This window comes from Dysgonomonas mossii DSM 22836 (assembly GCF_000213575.1).
GTDB classification, from domain to species: Bacteria; Bacteroidota; Bacteroidia; order Bacteroidales; family Dysgonomonadaceae; genus Dysgonomonas; species Dysgonomonas mossii.
The window spans coordinates 132,096-148,374 of the sequence record NZ_GL892004.1; the positions used below are offsets into that span (position 1 = coordinate 132,096).

The 16,279-nt window shown below is 39.0% G+C and carries 15 protein-coding genes; 3 read left to right on the forward strand and 12 right to left on the reverse strand.

The features are described 5' to 3' along the window. Nucleotides 1-5: 5 nt before the first annotated feature. From HMPREF9456_RS00550 to HMPREF9456_RS00570, 5 genes are all read right to left on the reverse strand, one after another. Nucleotides 6-869 (reverse strand): beta-1,6-N-acetylglucosaminyltransferase, encoded by an 864-nt coding sequence (locus tag HMPREF9456_RS00550; RefSeq protein WP_006841485.1) that lies wholly within the window; start codon nt 867-869, stop codon nt 6-8. Between the two features lie 90 nt (nt 870-959). Beyond that, nucleotides 960-2,102, reverse strand: coding sequence for a porin (locus HMPREF9456_RS00555; protein WP_006841486.1), 1,143 nt, complete (start codon nt 2,100-2,102; stop codon nt 960-962). Between the two features lie 98 nt (nt 2,103-2,200). Then, a complete protein-coding gene (locus HMPREF9456_RS00560; protein ID WP_006841487.1) occupies nt 2,201-2,854 on the reverse strand; it encodes a SanA/YdcF family protein in 654 nt (217 codons plus the stop codon). Beyond that, nucleotides 2,854-3,720: a nucleoside phosphorylase gene (locus tag HMPREF9456_RS00565; protein ID WP_006841488.1), complete on the reverse strand. Its 867-nt coding sequence runs from the start codon at nt 3,718-3,720 to the stop codon at nt 2,854-2,856. Before HMPREF9456_RS00565 ends, HMPREF9456_RS00560 begins: the two co-directional genes overlap by 1 nt. 253 nt (nt 3,721-3,973) lie before the next feature. Then, nucleotides 3,974-4,321, reverse strand: coding sequence for an MGMT family protein (locus tag HMPREF9456_RS00570; RefSeq protein WP_006841489.1), 348 nt, complete (start codon nt 4,319-4,321; stop codon nt 3,974-3,976). A gap of 141 nt (nt 4,322-4,462) precedes the next feature. Here HMPREF9456_RS00570 and HMPREF9456_RS00575 point away from each other — a divergent pair, with 141 nt between their 5' ends. Next, nucleotides 4,463-5,290 (forward strand): sugar phosphate isomerase/epimerase family protein, encoded by an 828-nt coding sequence (locus tag HMPREF9456_RS00575; RefSeq protein WP_006841490.1) that lies wholly within the window; start codon nt 4,463-4,465, stop codon nt 5,288-5,290. Nucleotides 5,291-5,369: 79 nt separating this feature from the next. Beyond that, a complete protein-coding gene (gene rlmH / locus HMPREF9456_RS00580) occupies nt 5,370-5,843 on the forward strand; it encodes a 23S rRNA (pseudouridine(1915)-N(3))-methyltransferase RlmH (RefSeq protein WP_006841491.1) in 474 nt (157 codons plus the stop codon). A 4-nt stretch (nt 5,844-5,847) separates the two neighbouring features. On the opposite strand, the gene HMPREF9456_RS00585 is transcribed toward rlmH, so the two are convergent. Beyond that, the gene (locus HMPREF9456_RS00585) at nt 5,848-7,092 is read right to left on the reverse strand and encodes an ABC transporter permease (RefSeq protein ID WP_006841492.1); all 1,245 of its coding nucleotides are present in this window, start codon (nt 7,090-7,092) and stop codon (nt 5,848-5,850) included. A 12-nt stretch (nt 7,093-7,104) separates the two neighbouring features. Then, entirely contained in the window at nt 7,105-8,127 is a 1,023-nt protein-coding gene (ruvB, locus tag HMPREF9456_RS00590; RefSeq protein WP_006841493.1) for a Holliday junction branch migration DNA helicase RuvB, read from the reverse strand. A gap of 150 nt (nt 8,128-8,277) precedes the next feature. Here ruvB and HMPREF9456_RS00595 point away from each other — a divergent pair, with 150 nt between their 5' ends. Beyond that, complete coding sequence (locus HMPREF9456_RS00595; RefSeq protein WP_006841494.1) at nt 8,278-8,853, forward strand: phosphatase PAP2 family protein; 576 nt, start codon at nt 8,278-8,280, stop codon at nt 8,851-8,853. 7 nt (nt 8,854-8,860) lie between these two features. Here the strand turns inward: HMPREF9456_RS00595 and HMPREF9456_RS00600 are convergent, their stop codons facing one another. The 5 genes from HMPREF9456_RS00600 to HMPREF9456_RS00620 all read right to left on the reverse strand — a co-directional run bounded on the left by HMPREF9456_RS00600 (nt 8,861) and on the right by HMPREF9456_RS00620 (nt 16,160). Beyond that, on the reverse strand, nt 8,861-9,604 hold the full coding sequence (locus HMPREF9456_RS00600) for a DUF3667 domain-containing protein (RefSeq protein WP_006841495.1): 744 nt from the start codon (nt 9,602-9,604) through the stop codon (nt 8,861-8,863). Nucleotides 9,605-9,636: 32 nt separating this feature from the next. Beyond that, nucleotides 9,637-10,407 (reverse strand): SDR family NAD(P)-dependent oxidoreductase, encoded by a 771-nt coding sequence (locus HMPREF9456_RS00605; protein WP_006841496.1) that lies wholly within the window; start codon nt 10,405-10,407, stop codon nt 9,637-9,639. A gap of 4 nt (nt 10,408-10,411) precedes the next feature. Beyond that, nucleotides 10,412-11,284: a YitT family protein gene (locus tag HMPREF9456_RS00610; protein ID WP_006841497.1), complete on the reverse strand. Its 873-nt coding sequence runs from the start codon at nt 11,282-11,284 to the stop codon at nt 10,412-10,414. A gap of 13 nt (nt 11,285-11,297) precedes the next feature. After that, on the reverse strand, nt 11,298-14,099 hold the full coding sequence (gene leuS / locus HMPREF9456_RS00615) for a leucine--tRNA ligase (protein WP_006841498.1): 2,802 nt from the start codon (nt 14,097-14,099) through the stop codon (nt 11,298-11,300). Nucleotides 14,100-14,312: 213 nt separating this feature from the next. Further along, on the reverse strand, nt 14,313-16,160 hold the full coding sequence (locus tag HMPREF9456_RS00620) for a 4-hydroxy-3-methylbut-2-en-1-yl diphosphate synthase (protein WP_006841499.1): 1,848 nt from the start codon (nt 16,158-16,160) through the stop codon (nt 14,313-14,315). Nucleotides 16,161-16,279: the final 119 nt, after the last annotated feature.

The following is a 16,279-nucleotide window of genomic DNA, read 5'->3' on the forward strand; positions in this document are numbered from 1 at the left end:
CTAAACTAATCTTGTTTCCAAAGTACGGTACTAATCCTCTCTATAATACTTTCACTATCATCATTAAACTTACGTGCAAAATAAGGGAATCGCTGCCCAAACTCATCATTGAATTCAATATGAGTTTCTAACAGATCAACATGACGCTGCTCTATTGTAGCAGGAGGATTAGGAACATTCCAATCAGTATATGTAAGGTTTGCTTCTGTTTTATATACAAAGCTAGAGTTACCTATAATTGTCTGGAAGAAAGCTTCATCAGGCACTAATGTATGACGGAAAAAATCAAGATACCTTCTGTCATCCTTTACGGTATTCAGAATATATCCGATGCATTCGCGGGTAAGAGCAAACCATTGTGAACCGGCATATATCTGAAAAGGAGCTTTCCTTTTTATCTTCAACTTTTTAAGCAACACCTCAATTAGGAACTTGGGATTGTAATGCTTCAGATTGCGCCGATTGTAATCGAAGTAATAATACTCGTAACGCTCGGCCGGCTTGTATGGAACAGGGAGAGGTGCAATATCTATATACTCTTTCCTCTTTTCTAATAGCTTATGCAAGAAAGCTTTGGATCGGATGGGGTAATCGACCCCACTAAGCAAAATATAATAATCGGCATCAGAGGAACGTTGCACTCCAAATTCCAAGAGAGCCAATGTAGCCTCTACCATAGAAATCCCCCCCCAGTTTATATCAATGGAGGTGGGAATAATTGTAGCATCACTCTTTTTAGGGATATAGTCCTGCCCTGCCTTCTTGTCTAAATGAATATAGAAAGTGCTATCCGTATCATCCAAAGCATCAATCAGACGATCTAAATGCCTGAAATTATTATGGGCTAATATAAGGTAGCAGATCTTCATCAGACTATATTTTTTTAAGATATCAATACAAATGTACTGAAAAAGGTTATTCCTTTCGAAATAACCTTTTCATATTTCGTGAATGTCTGATCAAAATACAATCTGCATTTGACCTAATACTACATTCGAATTTTTCTCACCCCAACTCTTTGAGTAATCTGAGTAAGTATAATTTACCTGAAAACGGCATGCTCCGTAAAAATAATAATTCAAGCCCAGTGTATAATCAATCACCTCCTTGCTTGTGTCTCTATTCTGATTCAGATAGTCTACCTTTGCAAAAGCATTGAACTTTTTAGGAACAAAATAATATAGCCCCATTCCATGAAGACCTTCTTTGCTGATACCGCCATCATTACCTCTTATCCATTCAGCACGAGCATACACTCTCTCTGAACGATAATCGGAGCTTGCAATCCAACGATTACGAACATGATCATTCTTCTCTGTTTCTCCGGGTTTTATATACTTAGCTTCTCCAAGATATACCCCTCCACCGATTCTAAAATTCTTTATGGGTTGAAGCATCAAGTTTGCAGCGAAGTCTTTCGAGTTATTATTTTCTGTGGTATTAATACCTGTCCCCTGAAACAAACCTACCTTATATTCGAGTAGGTCATGCGTTTGCGTTTTTAACAAGTTACCGTATGCCATCACACCGGCATCACGTCCTGTATTATTCTTATTATTTTGTTGTCTCTGTACATCATCTCCCATTCCGATAAGAGCAGAAATAGAACGAGTATTGAAAACTCCTTCAATATCGGTTAATGATATTTGATTTTCGAGAGAAAGAGGCGTCTTCATCTGTCCCAACCTGATATTAAACTCTTTAGCCGGAGTCCATTCTCCCCAAAACTCGTATGGCATTGGGTTAACAAACTCTGCCAAAATAAAATATTTCAGATTTTTGGTCAGTTCACCACGCATCGATAAGAATATTACTCTTGGCTCGAAGTCATGCTTAACATTCGCTACATCGCTATATCTGTACATGAATAATCCATATCCTCCGAAACGCATGTATGGAGTATTAAAAGCCTGCCTGATTTTCTCGGTAGTCCCGTTTCCCAATACACTTTTTGCCGATGCATTTCCTCGTATCGAGTCGGCTTCACTTTGAGTCAATATATTTTTCTCTACTAATTTTTTTAACAGTTCACTATTTGAGTCCTGAGCATATACAAGGGTGCATGCTACACATAAAGAGAGCACGAATAAGAGCTTTTTCATTAATATAATTTATTATTGTTTAAATTAACCTTATTTAAAGAAGCGACAAAATTAGTGTTTCCATCTAATATCAGCAAGACCATAATTCTTAAAAGATTTCAGATTTTAATTTTTTCTCCCAGATACTTTGGCTCTTTGCCTGTAGCGATATCCACAAAGACTTTTACCCTTGCAAACAACTCCCTTATTTTAGTTCTGTATGACGAGCGGTTAAGCGATAAATCTTTTGCATTATATCCATAGGCTGTCAGCCCGTAATTCTGAGCCAAAAACACAGCCCTTTCGTTATGAAACTCTTGCGACACGATAATAAACGAATCCTGACCAAATATTTCATTCATCCTCACTACCGAATCGAGTGTACGCAAGCCCGCATAATCGCAATGTATAATACTGTCGGGCACGCCGGCTTCGACAAGAGCGGCACGCATATCGTCTGCCTCATTATAATCTTTGCGACTATTGTCTCCGCTTACAACAAAGGCCTGTACCTTACCGGCATCATATAATTCTTTTGCAGCCTGAATGCGGTATGTAAAATATAAATTGGGGCGATTGCCTATATTCTTAGCAGCACCCAAAACCAACGCGGCTTTCTGAGGGGGTATGCTATCTACTTCATTATATACAAAACCTTTAGAATCGTGAGGAATTTTCCAGTTAGCAAAAAGGATTGCTAAAACCGCTAAAATAAGTCCGGTTGATAATACCCAAAACATACGCTTGAGCCTCTTTTTTGTTTGTGTCTTCATTAAATACGCTCCAATACTTTCTTTATTAAATCTTCTATCGAACCCTTGTAATTTGAATTCGACTCTCCTGCCAAACGATTGGCTATTATTGTACATACAGTCATGGCTTTATGCCCCATCAACCGGCTCATTCCTGCCAACGGTGCGCTTTCCATCTCATAGTTGGTAATAGAATCTTCTCCAAACCGGAATGACTCTATTTTACTATTCAGATCGGGATTGGCCAACGGCATACGCACATATCGCCCCTGTGGCCCATAAAAGCCAATGGCAGATATGGTAACACCTTTTATCATGTCATGCCCTATGCGTTCTACCAATTCCTCATCGGCCTTTACAACATACGGAGCACAGTGTTGGGGATTCCAGCCAACATGTTTCTTAAAGGTATCCTCAAAGTCACCCAATGTCACTTTATCACGATTTGCATAATAATTGAGTACTCCGTCGAAACCGATCGACTTTGCTGCAACGACATACGAACCGATTGGGCAATGAGGCTGCAAGCCTCCTGATGTTCCTACACGAACCATCGTCAGCTGTTTGAAGTCTTTCTTTACTTCACGTGTCTTGAAATCGACATTAGCCAACGCATCCAATTCTGTAATTACAATATCTATATTATCGGGGCCGATACCATGCGAAAGAGCGGTAATGCGCTTCCCTTTATACGTTCCGGTAATCGTATGAAACTCCCGGCTTTGGATATCACATTCTATACTATCAAAAAAAGATGCGGTAAGGCTCACTCTGTCGGGGTCGCCCATCATTATTATTTTGTCTGATAGTTGCTTGGGTTTTATATGTAAGTGAAAGACACTGCCATCACTATTTATAATCAGTTCTGAATCGGGAATTATTCTCATATCGTTTATTTGTGTTTATTTACAAAGATATAAATTGTTTTACTTGGTTCTATGCTTTAGTTACTATTCATCTAAAAAGTGACAAAAGCCGAAAAGAACTCAACGCTATATATCAGCACTTTATAGCCAAAAGGTGACAAAAGTGACACTTTTTGAAATGTTTTTTGTTGTTACCTTTTTCTTTTATTTTGCATATCAAAGCTTACTCTATTAGATAATTTTATTCTTAGAAAGCGAATTGCTATAAAGGAAATCATTCGATTGTCAACTCTTCGGTAGGATCCCAGAATACTTTCTTCCAATTGATGATTCGGTCATTTATAATATTGACTCCTTCCTCTTCTAAGAGCTTCTGCATTTCGTTCGAGTTTCCAAATGCTTCTTTGGCTGAGAGTACTCCCTGACTATTTACTACCCTATGCGCCGGAATACCGGATATAGTAGAATTGCATTCTCCCATCACCCGACCTACCAAACGTGACATATTCGGATAGCCGATAGCTTTAGCTATTGCGCCATAGCTTGTAGCCCGACCATACGGAATGCTCCTCACAACGTCATACACTCCTCGTCTGAAATCCTCTTTATCCAAATGTGTCATTCTCCTTTTATTATAAGCTCTATTTAATAAAATATAAAGATATAAGCTTTGGGTATAAGGATATATTATTCTATGAGAATTGTTATATTTGTGCACCGTGATGATCTTAAATAAAAATCTAAATATCTAAAAAAGTAACCCATGAGTAAAACACTAAGATTATTCCTACTTTTAGTGTGCGCGCACACAACAATTCTTTTTGCCAATGAACCCGAGAAAACGCAACGAGATGATGGCGAATTATTTAAGGTAGCCATAGCCGGATATACATTTGTAAATTTCAATCTGGATGAGACCCTCAAAATGATGCAAGAGGTAGATGTGCATTATCTTTGTATCAAAGATTTTCATCTTCCGCTGAATAGCACCGACGAAGAAATTGCTGCATTCCATGCTAAGCTGGCAAAGTATGATGTGACAGGTTATGCTGTAGGCCCTATCTATATGAAGACCAAAGAAGAGGTGGACAAAGCTTTTGATTATGCCAAACGTGTGGGAGTAAAACTAATTGTAGGTGTTCCCAACCATGAACTACTGCCTTATGTAGACAAGAAAGTAAAAGAATATGATTTCAAATATGCCATTCACCTTCATGGCCCCGACATCGAACTATATCCGCATGCAGCTGATATCTACGAACATGTAAAAGACCTCGACCCTCGTATCGGAATGTGTCTCGACATCGGTCATGATGCACGTGCAGGACATGATCCGATTGCCGACCTGAAAAAGTACAGCGACAGAGTGTTCGACATCCATATGAAGAATACAACCGCAGCAACTAAAGCCGGAAAGACAGGTGAAATCGGTCGGGGCATAATAGACATTCCTGCTTTTGTGAGAATGCTTCGCGAAGTAAAATACTCGGGAGCTTGCAGCCTCGAATACGAGCGAAACATGAAAGCCCCTTTAGCGGGAATAGCCGAATCTATAGGTTATTTCAGAGGGGTAATTGATGCAACGAAGTAAGGAGACAACTTATTTTTGATATAACAGGATAGGCAGCAAGAAATTGTTGCCTATTTTTGTAATGAAAAAACTAGAAAGTATGAAAATCATTCTTCTCGCTATAGGCAAAACCGATGCAGGCTATTTTGTAGAGGCTATAAACGAATACCAGAAAAGGTTAGAGCATTATATCCCTTTCGAAATACAAATTATACCTGATATAAAAAACACCAAAAGCCTTACGATGGAACAGCAAAAGGAGAAGGAAGGTGAGTTGATATTAAAAAACATACAGCCGGGAGATTATCTCGTTCTGCTGGATGATAAGGGAAAAGAATATACCTCCATGCAATTTGCCACCTATATAGAAAAGAAAACACATACCGTAAGCAAGCGGCTTATATTTGCCATCGGAGGTCCTTATGGTTTCTCGGAAGCAGTATATCAAAAGGCGAATGAAAAACTAACTTTATCACGCATGACTTTTTCGCACCAGATGGTACGTCTTATATTTGTGGAACAGCTGTATAGAGCAATGACAATCTTAAACAACGAACCTTACCATCACGAATAATCTCTTATTCGAAACGAAGTGATTTTGCAGGAGATATTTTTGCTATCAGATAAGAAGGCCCAACCATAGCCAATACCGACAAGGTTAAGGTAGCAATGTTTATAAGAATAATGTGTAATATATTTATATCCACCGGCATTTCGGATACATAGTAAGTATTGGGATCTAGCTTTATCAAGCCAAAATACCGTTGAAGCAACAGCACAGTCAAGGCTATAATATTTCCCCACAACATACCTTTCAGGATCAAGAATGAAGACACATAGAGAAATGTTTTACGGATATTAAAATTTCGTGCACCAAGGGTTTTAAGTATACCAATCATATTGGTGCGCTCCAAGATTATAATAAGCAATCCCGATATCATCGTAAAAACGGAAATAGAAAACATCAAGATCATGATTACCCATACATTCATATCCAACAGATCGAGCCAACTGAATATCATCGGGTTCATCTCTTTAATAGATCGGGTTAGAAAAGTATTACCATCCACATCCCGATAAGTCATCATATCTAAATAGATATTTTGTGTAAGCTGATCCAGTTGGTCAAAATCGTTAACGAGCAGCTCTATACCGCTCACCTGATCGGGTTGCCACTTATTAAGCCTTTGTATAAGCCGTACGTCTGTTACAACAAACAGTTTGTCGTAATCTTCAAAATTGGTGCTGTATATACCCGTGATATTAAACTTACGGGCACTGCGTTCCTGAACAAAGTACGAAATAAAACTATCGCCTGTCTTCAGATTAAGTTTATCGGCTATATTCTTCGAGATAATAACCTGATTGGTGATTGTTGTATCATCAGGGTTGATGATCTTACCGTCAATCATATTCTTCTTGAAGAAGTCCCAATCGTAATCTTTCCCTACTCCTTTTAGAATTATCCCCTGAAATGCACTATCTGTTTTTATGATACCCGGTTTTGTAGCATATATTTGCGCATGTGCTATACCCGTCTCATGGCTCAATGTATCCAAAAGCCCGGGAGTAACAGCTACCGGCAATGTTTCGTAAGACGTGGTGTTATTCAGGTTGGTAATCTGAATATGAGAGCCGAAGCCAACAACCTTGTTGCGCACCTCTTTCTTAAAACCGATAACAATAGACAATGCCAGAATCATAGCTGCCAATCCTATTGCAACACCTGCAATAGCGATTTTAATAGCAGGTGAAGAGGCTTTTTTCTCTCCTTCGCCTTTACTAAAATGGATTCGCTTAGCTATAAATAATTCTAAGTTCAATGTTTTATTCTTTTAAAATAGAAATCCTTGCTCACTGTCTCTCTTCCTTCCCAGATGCTTGTAGGCAAGGTCTGTCACTTCACGTCCGCGCGGAGTACGTTTCATAAAACCTTCCTTGATAAGGAACGGCTCATATACTTCTTCGATCGTTCCTCCGTCTTCTCCCAGTGCGGTTGCTATTGTGGAAATTCCTACCGGCCCCCCCTTGAATTTATCAATCAGAATAAGCAATATTTTATTATCTATCTCATCCAATCCATACTTATCTATATTCAATGCTTCGAGAGCATAAGAAGCGATATCCTTGTCTATCTTCCCAGACCCTTTTACCTGAGCGAAGTCACGCACACGACGCAGCAAAGCATTTGCAATACGAGGTGTACCACGACTGCGTGAAGCAATTTCTATAGCAGAATCTTTCGAAGCAGGTACATTCAATATATCTGCCGATCGTAAGATAATATGTACAAGGGTATCTATATCGTAATATTCGAGGTGCATGTTTATCCCAAAACGGGCACGCAAAGGGCTTGTAAGCAAACCACTACGAGTAGTTGCACCAACAAGGGTAAACGGATTGAGCTCTATTTGTACCGAACGTGCGCTAGGCCCTTTATCTATCATTATATCGATGCGATAGTCCTCCATCGCACTATACAGATATTCTTCCACAACGGGCGATAGGCGGTGTATTTCATCTATAAAAAGGACATCGTTTGGTTCGAGCGAAGTAAGCAGTCCAGCCAAGTCTCCGGGCTTATCCAATACAGGGCCTGATGTGATCTTGAACCCGACACCAAGTTCGTTGGCTATAATATTCGACAGGGTTGTTTTACCAAGTCCGGGAGGGCCATGCAACAGCGTATGGTCGAGCGATTCGCCACGCATTTTTGCAGCTGTCACAAAGACTTGTAAATTTTCTACAACTTTACTCTGTCCACGAAAACTCTGAAAGGTGAGAGGGCGCAACGCATTCTCAAACTCCTTCTCATTTTCATTTATATTCTCCCTGTGTATATTAAATGTTCCTTCCATAATGTATAGTTGCAAATTTACATCAATATATTCAATTTACAGACAGATACCGATTGATTTGCAATTACTAAAAATATAAAAGATTTAAATATTCTTTATTTTATTCGTAAAATAATATTTCTTTGTGGTTCATTTTCAAGATATACGCCAATGCTCCACAAAATTATAGAATGGGATAAAGAACTCTTTTTGTATCTGAACAGTAAACATATGGGTTGGCTCGACCCTGTTATGTTATTTTTCAGTTCGTACCATTTCTGGGTGATTATGTGTATTCTGATGGCTGTATTTATCTATTACAGATTAGAGACATGGAGGAAAACATCTGTTACTTTTTTTCTGCTTTCTATCGGTGCAAGTGCATTATTAACCAATATTATTAAGATGATGGTAGAACGTCCACGTCCGATACACAATCAAGATTGGACAGGTATTATACATGCAATAGAAAGATATAGCTCAAGCACAAGCTTCTTCTCATCCCATTCTGCAACAACGTTTACGATGGCTACTTTTTTCCTTTTATTATTCCGTAAGACCGGCTCTAAGTATTATGGTTATCTGGCAATAATTTGGGCTACAATTGTCGCATATAGCCGCATCTATCTTGCCAAGCATTATCCTATCGATGTTATTTGCGGTATATTATTTGGAATAGCAATCGGGCTTATGGGATATAAGCTCCTTGAATATTATAAAAACAAGAAGAAAGGATTAAAACCTTAAAAGATCTCTATCGAGAGTTGATGAAGATCAATCCAAATGTAACTAAAAAAGAAGCTATTACAATAAATAAAAATGATATCGTCATGCTCATAAATGTCTTAAATACAGCTTTTATCCATGAATCTTGACCAAACAATTGTATATATACCCAAAAGTGATATAAATAGCAAAATAAAAAAATCAGCATGACAACCCATACGGAGAGTGTAAAGTAATAAATAGGATAAGTTAAAATAAGAATTAGAATCTGCATTCCTACTATATATGAGCTTATTACAAGAAACTCCACAAAATTGTAGCCTGACTTCTTAAATACGATATAGGATGCTAATGCATAAAATGGAATAAAAGCCAGCATAACAAAAGAATAATGCCCATACATCCAATCGAAAACCAATTGACTGTAATTATTGGCTGCAGCATCTGTCTGAAGATAGGCAAATGAGTTTTCAGGATATACTTTTAGAAAAAAACATATAAATCCATATATAGTCCCTAAAATAAGAATAAATGAAAACGGTTTGAAATGGGTAATCCTTTTACCCGATAAATATTCGCGAATAGACTCACCGGGTCTCGTAATGAGTTCTTTTATCGTATACAAAATTCCTCTATCTACATGAAAAACACTATGCTGTATTTCGTGGATAATATAATGGAAATTAATACGTTCAGTAGTTGTTGATTGCCCACAGTTTGAACAATATTTCCCGGAGATAGGAGTACTACAATTTTTACATATATCTGACATATTATTTACTCTATTAGATTTAAATTCTGTAATTACAACCATTTTCTAACCTTCAGCTTTTCCAACCCGGAATATATTTTCAGGAAAAGAGGGAAAGCCCTTCCAATGGGGAAAAAGAAACGAAACAATAAGGATGGATAAATATTCCCCTTCCCTTTTTCGATACCTCTGATAATTTTTTTTGCTACAGTTTGTGAGTTTTGTGTAGGAAATGGCAAAGGCGTATTATCTTCTCCGGTTGCCTTATCAAAAAATTCAGTGCGGGTGGCAACAGGGTAAACTGCTGTTATTTGTAAATTTTCGGACTGTTCGTACCTATAGGTTTGCACAAAATGGTGTAGTGCGGCTTTTGTAGAACAGTAGAGCGAATATGCAGGCAAAGAAACCAGACCTGCACCCGATATAGTACAAGCAAATGCAACTCTTTTATTGTTACTGTCAGCTACTAGCTTCTCCAGTGAATAGATAGCGGAAAATACGTTCAGATTGAAAATATCTTCTATATGCTGCCAATCGGGGTTATTTATTTTTTCGAGGTAAGCAAAACCGGCATTAGCGATAAAGACATCAACTCCGCCATCAAATATTTCCTGAGCATAATTGAATACATTATCAACTCCATCTTTACTGCTTACATCAGCAGCATAGGGATATACAACTCCCTCTTTTTGAGGGATACGGTCAGCATGACGGGCAACAGCTACAATTTTGACATTCGGATATAAGGCTAAAATATCGAGCATATCTCTCCCAATTCCTGAAGAGGCGCCTGTGAGAATGATATTTTTACCTTTCAAGTCCATGATTTTATGTCCTTATCTTATCAAAGCCTTCTCCATAAACACCCCGAACAGTACTTTGTGAGATAAATGCTTTTTCGTCAATACTTTTAATCAGGCGGAATATTTCCAGTGCTTCGTTGCGTTTGGCTAAGACAATCAGAACCTTTGTAGGCTTCTTCGTATACCATCCCATACCATCCAGGACAGTACAGCCCCGGTGCAATTCATGATTTATGGCAGTGGCTATAATCTCATATTTATCGGAGAAAACAAGTATCTGAACCGACTGACGGAATCCATTGATAACCATATCTATACTATATGTCATCACACCCATCACAATAAGCCCGTATATAATAGTCTGATAATTCTGGAATACAAAATACGAACAACTAATTATCACAAAGTCGCACAAAAGCATTCCTCGCCCAAAAGCTATATTCTTATACTTATTGATAAGTGCTACAACGATATCCGTACCTCCTGTACTACCATTCGAACTGAATACCAACCCTATCCCAACTCCGCACATCATCCCTCCGATAACACCCGAAAGAAGCGGCTCATTTTTCACAATGGGCTCGGTTATCATGGACTGACAAATAGTAAGCAGAAAAGTGAGCACAACAACTCCATAGATGGTCTTTATCATAAACTTAAGACCAAGAACTTTAAGAGCCACAAACAACAATCCACAGTTTACAAGAAAATAGGTGTATTGCAAAGGAATCTTATTGCTTGTAGCATATTCTACAAGCAGGGCTATCCCCGTTAATCCTCCGGTAACAATACCTCCGGGTTTTATAAAACCAATAAGCCCTACGGCATACAGAGCCAGTCCAACAAATATAGTTGCGTAATCCTTCCAGTAAAACTCCTTTAAATATCTTTTAGGCATGGATTGTTATTGATTACAATACGACATTTATCATTTTCTTGGGAACAAAGATTACTTTCTTCGGTGTTTTTCCGTCAAGCCATTTCTGAGCCAGTTCATGACTTAACACTGCTTTCTCTACATCAGCCTGCACGGCATCTGCTGAAAAATCAAGTTCGAAGCGAACCTTACCGTTAAAAGCAACTCCATATTTGAATGAATCTTCTGCAAGATATTCTTCATTAAAAGTAGGCCATTGGGCATCACAAACAGATGTTGTATTGCCCAATGCAGACCAAAGCTCTTCGGAAACGAATGGAGCAAAAGGAGCAAGCAAGGTAATCAACTCTTTCAAAATCGCTTTTTTACTGCATTTTAAAGAAGTCAATTCATTCACACAAATCATAAATGCTGAAACAGATGTATTGAATGAGAATGATTCGATATCGGCAGAGACCTTCTTTATGAGCTTATGCAATGATTTTAGCTCTTCCTTTGTTGGCTCTTCATCAATAACAACAAACTCTTCACCTTTATAGAACAGACTCCACACTTTACGTAAGAAGCGGTGAACACCATCGATACCATTCATATCCCAAGGTTTGGACTGCTCCAATGGCCCAAGGAACATTTCGTACATACGCAGTGTGTCTGCTCCGTACTTTTCAGCTACATCGTCAGGATTTACGACATTGTGATATCGTTTACCCATTTTTTCGATATTCCATCCGCAAACATACTTACCATCTTCAAGTATAAATTCGGCAGTCTCGTATTCAGGTCTCCATGCTTTGAATCTATCTATATCAAGCACATCATTATGCACAATATTTACATCCACATGGATTTCTGAAGTTTCATATTCATCTTTCAGGTTATAAGAGACAAATGTATTTGTTCCGTTGATACGATATACCAAGCTGCTACGCCCTTGTATCATACCCTGATTAATCAGCTTTTTGAATGGCTCATCTTCACACGAAACGCCTATGTCGAATAAAAATTTATCCCAGAAACGGCTGTATATCAAGTGACCCGTAGCATGCTCTGTACCACCGATATACAAATCAACATTGCGCCAGTATTCATCTTTTTCTTTCGAAACCAGCTCCTGATCATTATATGGATCCATGTAATGCAGATAATATGCCGATGAACCGGCAAATCCCGGCATTGTATTTAGCTCGAGTGGGAATATTGTCTTGTGGTCTACCTTAGCAGTATCTACAACCTTTTCATTGGCTTCATCCCATGCCCATTTAGTAGCACGGCCTAATGGCGGTTCTCCCGATTCGGTAGGCAAATATTTATCTACTTCGGGTAACTCAAGAGGTAGTTTATCTAATGGCAACATGTAAGGAAGACCCTCTTTGTAGTATACAGGGAATGGCTCTCCCCAGTAACGCTGGCGGGAGAAAATAGCATCACGAAGACGGTAATTTACTTTTACACGTCCTAGCTTGTTTTCTCTTACATATTCTTTTGTTTTCTCAATCGCTTCTTTAACAGTCAAACCATCGAGGAATCCTGAGTTCATCATGATCCCTTCTTTTGCGTCAAAACTTTCTTCCGAAACATCACACCCCTCAATCAAAGGTATAATCGGCAAGTCGAAATGTTTAGCAAAAGCATAGTCACGGCTATCGTGTCCCGGTACGGCCATTATTGCTCCTGTACCGTAACCGGCAAGTACATAGTCAGAAACCCAGATCGGTATTTCTTTGCCGTTAAGAGGATTTATAGCATACGAACCGGTGAATACTCCTGATATTTTTTTATCCATCAGGCGATCACGCTCAGTACGGCGTTTTGTAGCATCCAGATATTTCTCTATTTCAGCCTTTTGCTCCGCTGTTGTCACCTGAGGAACGTATTCGCTTTCGGGAGCAAGTACCATAAATGTAACACCAAAGATGGTATCGGCACGGGTAGTAAAGATTTCGAATTCAACATCCGAATCTTTTACTTTGAATTTCATTTCTGCACCTTCGCTACGCCCAATCCAGTTGCGTTGTGTTTCTTTGATAGAATCACTCCAGTCTATTTTATCCAAACCTTCGAGCAAACGCTGTGCATAGGCCGACACACGCAAGCTCCACTGGCGCATCAAGCGTTGTTCTACAGGGTATCCCCCACGCTCCGACAAGCCATTTATAACCTCATCGTTAGCCAACACAGTTCCTAAAGCCTGACACCAGTTTACAGTTGTTTCGCTACGGTAGGCTATACGGTAGTTGAGCAATATTTCTTGCTTTTGTTTTTCGGTATATGATTTCCAGTCGGCAGCGCTAAATTGCAATTCTTCGCTGCAAGCTATATTTAAACCTTCTGTACCAACTTGTTCGAAAGCTGCGATTAGTTCCGCAATCGGGCGTGCCTGATTTTCATCATAGCAGTAGTAGCTGTTAAACATTTGGATAAATGCCCATTGCGTCCATTTATAATATCTGGGGTCGCAGGTCTGAATCTCACGGCTCCAATCGTATGAGAAGCCAATCTTATCCAACTGCTCACGGTAGCGGTTTATATTCTGTGCCGTAGTAATGGCAGGATGCTGCCCTGTCTGTATAGCATATTGTTCGGCAGGAAGTCCGTAAGCATCATAACCCATTGGATGGAGAACATTGAAACCTTTCAGCCTTTTGTAGCGGGAATATATATCGGATGCGATATATCCGAGCGGATGCCCTACATGCAGCCCTGCTCCTGAGGGATAAGGGAACATATCAAGGACATAATATTTAGGTTTGCTTTTATCCTCTTTTACTTTGTAAGTTTTATTATCAATCCAATATTGATGCCAACGTTTTTCTATTTCTTTAAAGTTGTATTCCATAGCCGAATATCTTGCAATTTTTTATTGGCGCAAATATAGTTATTTCTTCAGATTTAAACGAATTAATAATGAAGCTTTCAGAGCATAATTTATATGTTCTATTTTTATATATAAAAGGAATTGAGGGATTTTAGTGTAAATCTGAGGATATAGTATAAAAAGAGAGCAGCAGGGGAAACGATGTATCCTCTGCTGCTCTATTTTTATAATTTTTTAGTTTTCGGGCTCTACCCAATCACCATTTTCTTTTATAAGCTGAACAAGACGTTCTACAGCTTCCGCTGAAGAAATATTTTTCTCTATTAGGTTCTTCTTTTTGTAAAGAGAAATTTTGCCTTTCTCTGCACCTACATAGCCATAATCGGCATCAGCCATTTCTCCGGGACCATTGACAATACATCCCATCACACCTATTTTAAGATGTTTCAGGTGCGAAGTTGCCCCTTTCACCAATGCAACGGTTGTTTGTAGATCAAATAAGGTACGTCCACAGCTCGGACACGAAATATATTCGGTTTTGCTTGTACGCACTCGTGATGCCTGCAAAATACCAAACATATACGCATCGATATTTTTTAGAGGAATTGCTCCTTCGTTCTGCAACATAATGCCATTCCCAAATCCATCGAGATACAATGTCCCGAAGTCTGCTGCGGCTTTTATCTGAATGTCTTCCGACTCATTTTCTGTATAGCGGCGATTGAGAACAACAGGTGTATCGCAATCGTTATTCATCAATGCGTGGATAAAAGCACGCTGTTCGCCTACTCCGTTGATATGATCGGTAGAAAGAATAACAACGATAGACTTATCATTCTTCAACAATGCTAAAATATCTTTATCCAACTCAGGATAAGACAAGCGGAGGAATTTTATAGCCGAATCTGTTTCGCTGATTTTATTCCAATTCGATTTATCAAACAACGGATAAGTATTTTTCTCACCTTTCCAGCCCTCAAAGTCTATAATAGAAGGAATTGCCCGAGGTGCAGCAATAGGAAGCTCCTTGCCTACATATAAATAATCAGGCAAGAAATGGCTATTTAGCTCAAAATTACCTTGCGAACGATCTGAAATGACAACAGGAACACTATCACCTCCTATATTTCGGACTACATACGTCTCACGTCTGTCAGTAGAAAAAGGAGAGAACTTATCGCTTGCTGTGGCTACTATTTCAGGATGATTTTCTTTTTGCTTAATATATGCTATCAGCTTACGAGCAACCGGCACTTCATACTCAGGGTCTTCACTCAACGATACACGAATCGTATCTCCGATTCCATCCGAAAGAAGCGAGCCTATACCAACCGCTGACTTGATACGTCCGTCTTCACCGTCTCCGGCCTCGGTTACACCCAAATGCAAAGGAAAATTAAGACCTTCTTTTTCCATACGGGCAATCAGCAGGCGTACAGCCTTCGACATTACCACCGTGTTTGATGTCTTCATCGAAATGGCAATATCCTTAAATCTTTCTTCGAGGCAGATATGTAAAAATTCCATACAGGATTCTACCATTCCTTCAGGTGTATCACCATAGCGGCTCATAATACGATCGGAGAGAGAACCGTGATTTACTCCGATACGGATAGCTGTCTTATGTTCTTTACAGATATCAAGTAGAGGAACGAGTTTAGCTCGTATTTTATCTATTTCCTGAGCATATTCTTCATCGGTATACTCAAATGTTTCGAACGTTTTTACTCTGTCTACAAAGTTTCCCGGATTGATCCGCACTTTTTCTACAACCTTAGCTGCGGCCTCGGCTGCACGAGGGTTGAAGTGTATATCGGCAATGAGCGGAGTATTATATCCTCGCCCACGCACCACTTCTTTTATATTTTTCAGATTATCAGCTTCGCGAACCCCCTGTGCTGTAAGGCGCACATAGTCGGCTCCGGCTTCTACTATTCTTATTACCTGTTCGGCACTTGCTTCTGTATCGTTCGTATTGGTGTTTGTCATCGACTGTACCCTGATAGGGTTATTTCCGCCCAGTGGAGTATTCCCTATTCTGGTTTCGGATGACAGACGTCTTTTATAATTAAAGTAATTCATATGAATTTTATGTTGTTTTTTAGTTGGGATCCGAATATTATAACAAAGATAAACTTTTTTTGTTTCACTGATAATGAATACCTGTGAGCCTTAACAAGGCAAGAGAAAAATACTTGTTT

What these genes read in the sequence shown, in the direction of transcription:
- HMPREF9456_RS00550 (WP_006841485.1), bottom strand. Translation starts at nt 869, where the DNA reads ATGAAGATCTGCTACCTTATATTAGCCCATAATAATTTCAGGCATTTA.
- HMPREF9456_RS00595 (WP_006841494.1), top strand. Translation starts at nt 8,278, where the DNA reads ATGCTCCACAAAATTATAGAATGGGATAAAGAACTCTTTTTGTATCTG.
- HMPREF9456_RS00575 (WP_006841490.1), top strand. Translation starts at nt 4,463, where the DNA reads ATGAGTAAAACACTAAGATTATTCCTACTTTTAGTGTGCGCGCACACA.
- HMPREF9456_RS00610 (WP_006841497.1), bottom strand. Translation starts at nt 11,284, where the DNA reads ATGCCTAAAAGATATTTAAAGGAGTTTTACTGGAAGGATTACGCAACT.
- leuS (WP_006841498.1), bottom strand. Translation starts at nt 14,099, where the DNA reads ATGGAATACAACTTTAAAGAAATAGAAAAACGTTGGCATCAATATTGG.
- HMPREF9456_RS00605 (WP_006841496.1), bottom strand. Translation starts at nt 10,407, where the DNA reads ATGGACTTGAAAGGTAAAAATATCATTCTCACAGGCGCCTCTTCAGGA.
- ruvB (WP_006841493.1), bottom strand. Translation starts at nt 8,127, where the DNA reads ATGGAAGGAACATTTAATATACACAGGGAGAATATAAATGAAAATGAG.
- HMPREF9456_RS00565 (WP_006841488.1), bottom strand. Translation starts at nt 3,720, where the DNA reads ATGAGAATAATTCCCGATTCAGAACTGATTATAAATAGTGATGGCAGT.
- rlmH (WP_006841491.1), top strand. Translation starts at nt 5,370, where the DNA reads ATGAAAATCATTCTTCTCGCTATAGGCAAAACCGATGCAGGCTATTTT.
- HMPREF9456_RS00555 (WP_006841486.1), bottom strand. Translation starts at nt 2,102, where the DNA reads ATGAAAAAGCTCTTATTCGTGCTCTCTTTATGTGTAGCATGCACCCTT.
- HMPREF9456_RS00600 (WP_006841495.1), bottom strand. Translation starts at nt 9,604, where the DNA reads ATGTCAGATATATGTAAAAATTGTAGTACTCCTATCTCCGGGAAATAT.
- HMPREF9456_RS00560 (WP_006841487.1), bottom strand. Translation starts at nt 2,854, where the DNA reads ATGAAGACACAAACAAAAAAGAGGCTCAAGCGTATGTTTTGGGTATTA.
- HMPREF9456_RS00570 (WP_006841489.1), bottom strand. Translation starts at nt 4,321, where the DNA reads ATGACACATTTGGATAAAGAGGATTTCAGACGAGGAGTGTATGACGTT.
- HMPREF9456_RS00620 (WP_006841499.1), bottom strand. Translation starts at nt 16,160, where the DNA reads ATGAATTACTTTAATTATAAAAGACGTCTGTCATCCGAAACCAGAATA.